The organism is Streptomyces marokkonensis (assembly GCF_039539045.1).
Lineage (GTDB): Bacteria > Actinomycetota > Actinomycetes > Streptomycetales > Streptomycetaceae > Streptomyces > Streptomyces marokkonensis.
On record NZ_BAABCQ010000245.1, the window covers coordinates 1 to 8,196 of the forward strand.

Here is an 8,196-nt window from a genome sequence, read left to right on the forward strand (position 1 = left end):
GACAGCACACCGTCCGGACCCAGCTCCAGGAACGCCGTCACACCTTCCGCTTCCAGGGTGCGGATGCCGTCCAGGAAACGCACCGCCTCACGGACGTGGCGCACCCAGTACTCCGGATCCCGGATCTCCTCCGCCGACAGCACCGCACCCGTCACGTCCGAGACGATGGCCAGCTGCGGGGCGTTGAAGGTCAGCCCTTCCGCAACCGCACGGAAGTCGTCCAGCATCGCGTCCATACGCGGCGAGTGGAAAGCATGGCTCACCCGCAGACGCTTGGTCTTGCGGCCCTCACCCTCGAAGTGCGCGGCGATCTCAAGAACCGCCACCTCATCACCCGAGATCACGGTTGCGGAAGGCCCATTCAGGGCAGCGATCGAAACACCCTCGACCAGCAGCGGGAGCACCTCGTCCTCCGGCGCCTGCAACGACACCATCGCCCCACCCGTTGGAAGCGCCTGCATCAGACGACCCCGCGCCGCCACCAGAGCGGCAGCGTCCTCCAGCGACAGCACACCGGCCACGCACGCGGCCGACAACTCACCGATCGAGTGACCCAGCAGGAAGTCCGGCTTCACGCCCCACGACGTCACCAGCTCGAACAGCGCCACCTCAAGCGCGAACAGACCCGCCTGCGTGAACTGCGTCCGATCCAGCAGCTCACCACCCTCGAAAACCACCTCACGAAGGGACTGGTCCAGATGACGGTCCAGCTCCGCGCACACCAGGTCGAACGCGTCCGCGAACACCGGATACGCCTCGTACAACTCCCGGCCCATGGTCGGCCGTTGCGAACCCTGACCCGAGAACAGCACACTCGTCCTGCCGGACGACACCGAACCCTGAACCATCCGCTCACCGACCAGCACCGCCCGGTGCCCCAGCACCGCACGCGACGTCACCAGCGAGAAGCCCACATCCACCGGCGACAGCTCAGGCTTCTCGGCGACGAACGACCGCAGCCGCTCCACCTGCCCCGACAGCCCCGCCTCCGACTTCGCCGACACCACCCACGGCACCACCGGCAACACCACCGGAGCCACAGCCGCCTCCGCCTCCTCCACCTCCGGCGCCTGCTCCACGATCACGTGCGCGTTCGTGCCGCTGATGCCGAAGGACGAGACACCCGCACGGCGCGGCTCGCCCGTCTCCGGCCACGCCACCGACTCCGTCAGCAGCTCGACCGCACCCGCCGACCAGTCGACCTGGGGCGTCGGCTCGTCCACGTGCAGCGTCCGCGGCAGCACACCCTCCCGCATCGCCATGACCATCTTGATGATGCCGGCGACGCCCGCGGCGGCCTGCGTGTGACCGATGTTCGACTTCACCGAACCGAGCCACAGCGGTCGGTCCTCCGGACGGTTCTGGCCGTACGTCGCGAGCAGCGCCTGCGCCTCGATCGGGTCACCCAGCGTCGTACCCGTACCGTGCGCCTCCACCGCGTCCACCTGCGACGCCGAAAGACCCGCACTCGCCAACGCCCTCCGAATCACACGCTGCTGAGACGGACCGTTCGGAGCCGTCAGACCATTCGACGCACCATCCTGGTTCACCGCGGAGCCGCGCACCACGGCAAGTACCTCGTGGCCCAGGCGCCGGGCGTCGGACAGGTGCTCCACCAAGAGGACGCCCACGCCCTCGCCCCAGGCCGTGCCGTCCGCCGACCCGGCGAACGCCTTGCAGCGGCCGTCGGGGGCCAGGCCGCCTTGGCGGGAGAACTCGATGAACGCGCCGGGGGTGGACATCACCGTCACGCCGCCGGCCAGCGCCATCGTGCACTCGCCCGAGCGCAGGGCCTGGATCGCCCAGTGCAGGGCGACCAGGGACGACGAGCATGCCGTGTCCACCGTCACCGCTGGACCCTCAAGGCCCAGCGTGTAGGAGACGCGGCCGGACAAAACGCTGGCCGAGCTGCCCGTGGCGCCGTAGCCGGCGGTGGACTCGGTCTCGGTGTCCATCAGGTGCACGTAGTCCTGGCCGTTGGTGCCGGCGAAGACGCCGGTACGGCTGCCACGCAGAGACATCGGGTCGATACCCGCCCGTTCGACGGCCTCCCAGGCCGCTTCGAGGAACAGCCGCTGCTGGGGGTCCATGGCCAGGGCCTCGCGCGGCGAAATTCCGAAGAATTCCGCGTCGAAGTCCGGGGCGTCGTGGAGGAATCCGCCCTCGCGCGTGTACGACGTGCCCACGCCTTCGGGGTTCGGGTCGTAGAGGGATGCCAGGTCCCAGCCGCGGTTTTCGGGGAGCCCGGAGACTCCGTCCGCTCCGGTGGCCAGCAGCTCCCACAGCTCTTCCGCCGAGCCCACGCCGCCGGGGAACCGGCAGCTCATGCCGACGAGGACGATCGGGTCACCGTCCGTACCGCCCGCGTCACCCGTGGCGCCAGTACCTTCCGAACCGTACGGAGACGGCCTGTTGCCGCCGTTCTCCGTCAGTTCCGACCAGAGGTGACGTGCCAGCGCATCGGGGGAGGGATGGTCGTACACCAGAGTCGTCGGCAGGCTCAGCTCGGACACCGCGTCGAGTCGGTTGCGGAGTTCCACCGCGCTCAGGGAGCTGAACCCCAGGTCCAGAAACGCCCTGCCCGGCGGCACCGCTTCCGAGGTCGCGTGGCCGAGGAGCGCGGCGGCCTCGCCGCGAATCACCTCGAGGACGAGACGCAGGCCGTCCTGGTCGGACATGGCGCGCAACCGGGAGGAGAGCGCCGACGAACTGCGGCCGGTCTCCACCTCTGGACGGCCCGTGGCGATGTCCTGGGCGGTGCCTCGAAGTTCGGGCAGAAGATCGCGCAGGAGCGGGTCGGGCCGTCGGGTCGTGCCTTGTTCGGCCGCCCGTTCCCAGCGGACGTCCGCGACGGCGAGGACGGTCTCGTCGTCCTGGAGCGCCTGCCGCAGTGCCACGAGGGCGAGTTCGGGATCCATCGCGCCGACCCCGGTGCGGGCGAAGCGTTCCTCCTGACCCTCGCCGAGGCCACTGCCCCGCCAGTGGCCCCACTGGAGCGAGGTGGCCGTGAGGCCGTGGGCCCTGCGGTGCTGGGCCAGGGCGTCGAGGAACGCGTTGGCCGGTGCGTAGTTCCCCTGGCCCGCGCCGCCGAGTACACCGGCGACGGATGAGAAGAGGACGAAGGCGGAGAGATCCGTGCCGAGATCACGGGTGAGTTCGTGCAGGTTCGTCGCGGCCCGTACCTTCGCCCGCAGCGCACGGTCGAGTTGGCCCGTGGTCAGCGTGTCGAGCAGTCCGTCGTCCAGGAGTGCCGCGCTGTGGAAGACCGCCGTCAGGGGCAGCTCGGCCGGGACCGACGTGAGCAGTGCGGCCAGCGCGTTCCGGTCGCCCGCGTCGCATGCGGCCAGAGTGACCTTGCTGCCCTTGGCGCCCAGTTCCGTCGCGAGGGCCTTCGCGCCGGGGGCGTCCTGGCCCCGTCTGCTGACGAGCAGCAGGTGTTCGCAGCCCTGGTCGGCGAGCCAGCGGGCGACATGGGCGCCGAGCGCGCCGGTCCCGCCGGTGATCAGCACGGTGCCGCGGGGCGGTGTCCACGCCATGGCCGTGGGGTCGGCCGCGTCCGGCCCCGACCGGTCGGGGGCCAGTCCGGGGCGGTGTGGGGCGTGCACGAGTCGGCGGGCGTGCAGGCCGGTGGCGCGGACGGCCAGTTGGTCTTCGCCGTCGGCTGCGGCGAGCACCCGGCGCAGGCGGTGCGCGGACCGCCGGTCCAAATCTGCCGGGAGGTCGACCAAACCGCCCCAGAGCTGCGCGTGTTCGGCTCTGATGACGCCACCGAGTCCCCAGAGCAGGGCCTGTATGGGATCGGTCACCCGGTCGGTCCGCCCCACCGAGGTGGCTCCGCGGGTCGCGATCCACAGCGGGGCCTTGTGGAGCGACTTCCGAAGAACCTTGTCCTCGGTCTGGCCGAGGGCCTTCACGAGGGTGAGGGTGCTCGCGAGACCGGCGGGCACCGCCTCCGCGCCGGGGTGGGCGCTGGTATCCAGGGCGAGCAGCGAAAGGATGCCGGTCACCGCTGCCGGTTCACCGCCGCCTTCGTCGGCGTCGGCGCCCGCGAGCGCGGTGCGTATGCGTGCGGCGACCGCCTCGCTGTCGTGTCCGGTCCCGACCCGCACGACCCGGACATCGGCGGGGGCGAGCGCGCTGACGCACTGCTCGATCTCCGAGGCGTACTCGGCGACGCACTCCGCGTCGGGCTCCGGAGCGATCACGAGATAGGTTCCGGAGAGGACCCCTGTCCCGGCGGATTCGGGGAGCCGCTGCCACGTCACGCGGTAGCGCCAGGCGTCGACCGTGGCGAGGGCCGTACGCTGCTGCCGCCACGCGGCGAGGGCGGGAAGCGCGGCGGCGAAGGACTGCTCCGTATCCACCGCGAGCGTCCGGGAGAGCGCCTCCAGGTCCTCGCTCTCGACCGCTGCCCAGAACGTGCCGTCCACGGGGGCGGCACCTGCCGCCGCTCCCCCGCCAAGACCGCCGGCGGTTCCGGCGGGGTCGGTGCTGTGCGGCCTGCTCACCGCGTCGAGCCAGTAGCGGCGGTGCTGGAAAGCGTACCTGGGCAGGTCCACGACGCGGTGCGGCCCGGTCCCCGCGAGCACGGCGCGCCAATCGACCTCCACACCGTGCGCCCACGCCTCGGCGAGGGAGAGGAGAAGCCTGCGGGTCTCGTCCTCGCCCCGGCGCAACGTACCCAGCGCCACGGCGTCGCTGCCCAGCGAGTCGAACGTCTCCTGCAGCCCGAAGCCGAGGACGGCATGCGGACTCACCTCGACGAACACCCGGTGCCCCGCCGCGAGCGTGGCCCGGGTCGCTGCCTCGAACTCGACTCTCGACCGCAGGTTCCTGAACCAGTAGTCCGCGCCGAGCTCCACCGTGTCCAGCGGCCCGCCCGTCAGCGTCGAGTAGAACGGGACCGCCGCGGACCGGGGAGCGAGCCCCGTCAGCGCCTGCGCCAACTCCTCCCGCACGCCGTCGATCTGCGCCGAGTGCGAGGCGTAGTCCATGGGGATGCGCCGCGTGCGCACACCGGCCGCCGAGCACTCGCCCTCCCACTCCTCCAGGGCATCCAGGTCGCCGGAGACCACCGCCGAGCCCGGCCCGTTCACCGCGGCCAAGGACAGCCGCGACCCGTACCGGGCCACGCGTTCGCCGACCCAGTCCGCGTCCCGTGCCACCGACGTCATCCCGCCGCGGCCCGACAGCGGCAGCGTCACCCGGCGCCGCAGCGCCACCAGCCGCGCCCCGTCCTCCAGGGAGAGACCGCCCGCCACCACGGCGGCCGCGATCTCGCCCTGCGAATGGCCCAGCACGGCGCCCGGCACCACGCCCACCGACCGCCACACCTCGGCCAGCGACACCATGATCGCCCACAGCACCGGCTGCATGACGTCCACGCGGTCCGACGACGGCGCGCCCTGCGCTCCCCGCACCACGTCCAGCAACGACCAGTCCACGTGCGCAGCCAGCGCCGCTCCGCACTCCGTCAGCCGCGCCGCGAACACCGGTGAGGACTCCAGGAGCCCGGCGGCCATGCCCGCCCACTGCGCGCCCTGGCCAGGGAAGACGAACACCGGCCGCGTCGCACGTCCCGCCACGCCGCGCACCACGCCGGGAGCCGATCCGCCGTGCGCCAGCGCCGCCAGGCCGACCCGGAAATCCTCCTGCCGCTCGGCGATCACGGCCACGCGGTGCTCCAGCTGGGCCCGCGTCGTCGACAGAGACCAGGCCACGTCGGCCGCGTCGACCGCGTCGTCGGGTGTCGCCTGTTCGGCCTCCGGACGGTCCTCCAGGTAGGCCAGCATCCCCGCGGCCTGGCCTGCGACGGCCTCCGGCGACTTGCCGGACAGCACCCACGGCAGGACGTCGCTCGTCACCGGCGCCAGTGGGCCGCCTGCCGCCTGGGCGGACCTGCCCCCGTTCACCGCGCGCTCCTCGGCGGCGCTCGGCGAGGCGCCTTCCTTGGCGCCTTCCGGGGGCGCCTGCTCAAGGATCACGTGGGCGTTGGTGCCGCTGATGCCGAACGACGAGACGCCCGCGCGACGCGGCTCCCCCGTCTCCGGCCACGCCACCGACTCCGTGAGGAGCTCGACGGCGCCGGCCGACCAGTCGACGTGCGAGGACGGCTCGTCGACGTGCAGGGTGCGCGGCAGCACACCCTCCCGCATCGCCATGACCATCTTGATGACGCCCGCCACGCCGGCGGCGGCCTGCGTATGACCGATGTTCGACTTCAACGAGCCCAGCCACAGCGGGCGTTTTCCGCTCCGCTCCTGGCCGTAGGTGGCGATGAGCGCCTGCGCCTCGATGGGGTCGCCCAGTGTCGTACCCGTGCCGTGCGCTTCCACCGCGTCGACGTCCGCCGCCGAGAGGCCGGCGTTCGCCAGTGCCTGGCGGATGACGCGCTGCTGCGAGGGACCGTTGGGGGCGGTCAGACCGTTGCTCGCGCCATCCTGGTTCGCGGCCGATCCGCGGACCACCGCGAGCACTCGGTGGCCGTTGCGGCGGGCGTCCGACAGGCGCTCCAGGAGCAGCATGCCGACGCCCTCGCCCCAGCCGGTGCCGTCCGCCGTGTCCGCGAACGCCTTGCAGCGGCCGTTCGCGGCGAGTCCCCGCTGCTTGCTGAAGTCGATGAACGTCGCCGGGGTGGTCATCACCGTGACCCCGCCCGCGAGCGCCAAGGCGCATTCGCCCGACCGCAGCGACTGCATCGCCAGGTGCAGGGCGACCAGCGACGACGAGCACGCCGTGTCCACCGTCACCGCGGGGCCTTCGAGGCCGAGCGTGTACGCCACCCGGCCGGTCACCACACTGCTCGCGGTGCCGGTGCCCAGGAAGCCGTCCACGCCCTCGGGCACCGCCCCGAGGCTCGCCGCGTGGTTGTGGTACATCACCCCGGCGAACACGCCGGTACGGCTGCCTCGCAGCGACAGCGGATCGATCCCGCCCCGCTCGATGGCCTCCCAGGTAGCTTCGAGGAGCAGCCGCTGCTGCGGGTCCATCGCCAGCGCCTCACGGGGCGAGATCTTGAACAGCTCGGCGTCGAAGTCACCCGCGCCGTGCAGGAACCCGCCTTCTCGTGTGTACGACGTGTTGGGGCGGCGCATCTCCGGGTCGTAGAGCGAGTCCACGTCCCAGCCGCGGTCCGCGGGGAACTCCGTGATCCCGTCCCGGCCCGCCGCGGCCAGCTCCCACAGTTCCTCCGGGGAGCCGACGTCACCGGGATAGCGGCAGCTCATCGCCACGATCGCGATCGGCTCGCGGTCCTTCTCCTCCACGGCACGCAGACGCTCGCTCGTCTCGTGGAGCTCGGCGGTCACCCGCCGGAGGTAGTCGCGGAGCTTGCCCTCGTTCGCCATCAGCGAGTCACCTGCCGAACCTGTTGTCGATGAAGTCGAACAGCTCGTCGTCTGAGGCTGTGTCGAGGGTGGTGCCCACGTCGTCCGCCGTCACCGTCGCCTGCCCATGCGCCTCGTTCTGCCCTCGCGACTCGTTCCACCTGGCCACGAGCGCGTTCAGCCGGGCGGTGACCTCAGCCACCGGCTCCTCGGCGGCCGGGTCCAGGGCGGCGAACGCGGCTTCCAGCTGGTCGAGTTCGGCGAGCACGGAGCGGGTCGCGGCCTTTGCCGGAGCGGCCTCGTCCAGGACGTGCTCGGCGAGGACCATCGGCGTGGGGTAGTCGAAGACCAGCGTCGCGGTCAGCCGCAGACCGGTCTCGGCGTTGAGCCGGTTGCGCAGTTCGACGGCGGTGAGCGAGTCGAATCCCATCTCCGTAAAGGCGTCATGGGGTTTGACGTCCGCGCCCCGGGCGTGCCCCAGCACCTCCGCCACGCGATCACACACCAACTGGAGGGCGAGCCTTTCGCGTTCGACGTCGGGCAAGGGACCCAGCCGGTCGGCGAACGATCCGCCGCCGGAAGCGGGCGGTCCGTCGGTCGCACGCGGGGCTGCCCCACGGACCAGCGAGCGGAACATGACCGGCAGCGGCTTGCCCGCCGTCTGCCGGCGCAGCGCGGCCAGGTCCAGCCGGACGGGGACGAGCACGGCGTCCGGCAACGCGCCCGCGACGTCGAAGAGTTCGATGCCCTGCTCGGCCGAGAGCGGCGGAACGCCGGCACGGGCCATGCGCTGCAGGTCGGTGTCGTCGAGGCGGCCCAGCATGCCGCCTTCGTCCCATGGGCCCCAGGCCAGCGACTGACCCGCCAAACC

At 72.0% G+C, this 8,196-nt stretch carries 2 protein-coding genes; both read right to left on the reverse strand.

What is annotated here, in order from left to right:
• Window positions 1-7,346, reverse strand: a 7,346-nt coding sequence (locus ABEA26_RS33645; protein WP_345597542.1) for a type I polyketide synthase, incomplete at its 3' end; no start/stop codon positions are given.
• A gap of 7 nt (window positions 7,347-7,353) precedes the next feature.
• Window positions 7,354-8,196, reverse strand: an 843-nt coding sequence (locus ABEA26_RS33650) for an acyl carrier protein (protein WP_345597544.1), incomplete at its 5' end; no start/stop codon positions are given.